Genomic DNA, 1,547 nt, shown 5'->3' on the forward strand with positions numbered 1-1,547 from the left:
ATTCTTACCGCAGCACAAGGCTGCAAACAAAAATACATAATTTGTACTTTTGAGTAAAAACGAATTATGAATTTTACCGAAGCATTCAATAAGAGTATAGAAGGAGTATTACATGGTTTTGACCGGATAATAATAAAAGGACACATTCCACATTTTTATTACGGAAATAATTTTTATTATTTCCTGGATCAAGAAGGCATTAAACTCAAAGACTTTAAGCATTATGTAATAAAAGTTACGGATTCAATTAAAGGCAATTTGGAATCAATAATTGCTGAAAGCGGTTGTTATAAAGAATATTTAAAAAAATCTGGCACATCAAAAGAAAATATTGCCAAAAAAGTGATGAAAGAGAAAGGTATCAAAGAAGGTTTGATATGTGCACTTTCAGTTGTTGAACCTTGTTATGCATTGAGCATTGACTATAACAGAGATACTAAGAAATTAGAGAAATGCAGTCAGTACCGCAAATGCCTTCATTACTATTTTTACTATATGGACAAGGAGTTTGGTTTTATGCATGTCAAACTTCAGACATGGTTTCCTTTTCACATACAAATCTATATTAACGGGAAATCATATTTAATGCAACAGCTCCAAAAATCAGGCATAAAATATAAAAGCTACGACAATAGTATCACCTGGGTCGAAGATTTGGATAAAACACAAAAATTAAGCGATAAATTCCATGAAAAAAAATGGGATTCGGTATTTGATGTTTTTGCAAAAAGACTAAACAGTTATACCCCCCGTATAGAGGAAATTTTTGGGAACAATGGGTATAAATGGGCAATACAGGAAAGCGAATACGCCAGTGACGTGCTTTACAAAAGTACAGAAGAACTTCAGAAACACTTCCTTTATTTTATTGAATACGCCTCATTATGCCAAATGGGGTCAAACATATATACATTTTTTGGCAGAAAACTTCATGGTCATTGCAAGGGAGAAACAGTCTCCGACAGAAAATACTTCTGGAACCAAGGTTTTAGAGTCAAGTTTTCACTTGATAAAAACTTTATTAAGATGTATGACAAAACAAGTGTTTTACGTATTGAAACTACAATAAACAATGCCAATGCATTTAAAATACGTAATCCAAACAAAGAGGGCACAAAAAAATGGGTGCCGATGAGAAAAGCAATGTCAAACCTATACAGATATGCAGAAGTAGCCAAAGCATGCAATTTACGTTACCTTAATAGTTTAACATCTGTTAACCGCAACAATGAACTTGACAAAAAAATTGAAAAACTATGCAACAGAACCGAAGTCAAATTATCGGCCAAAAAAAAATCTGAACCAAGAAAATATGCAGGCTTCAACCTGCTTTCAGATTTTACCTGTAATGTATTTAATGCCATATTACACGGTTCATTTAAAATCAGGGGGTTCAAAAATAAAGAATTACGCTTCCTTTTAATTGAACTTGGAGCTTATTCAAGGAATGAGCTTAACAACATCAGGAAACTAAGAGGGAAAACATCAAGGTTAATAGCTAAACTTCGTGCACATAAAATAGTCACTAAACTTCCCAAAACTTTTAG

General features: G+C 32.8%; 1 protein-coding gene. It reads left to right on the forward strand.

What is annotated here, in order from left to right; genetic code table 11:
- Nucleotides 1–66: 66 nt before the first annotated feature.
- Nucleotides 67–1,547: hypothetical protein (locus BUC07_RS20480; protein ID WP_073174220.1), on the forward strand; the 1,481-nt coding region annotated here is incomplete at its 3' end.

Source organism: Tangfeifania diversioriginum, assembly GCF_900141875.1.
Taxonomy (GTDB): Bacteria; Bacteroidota; Bacteroidia; order Bacteroidales; family Prolixibacteraceae; genus Tangfeifania; species Tangfeifania diversioriginum.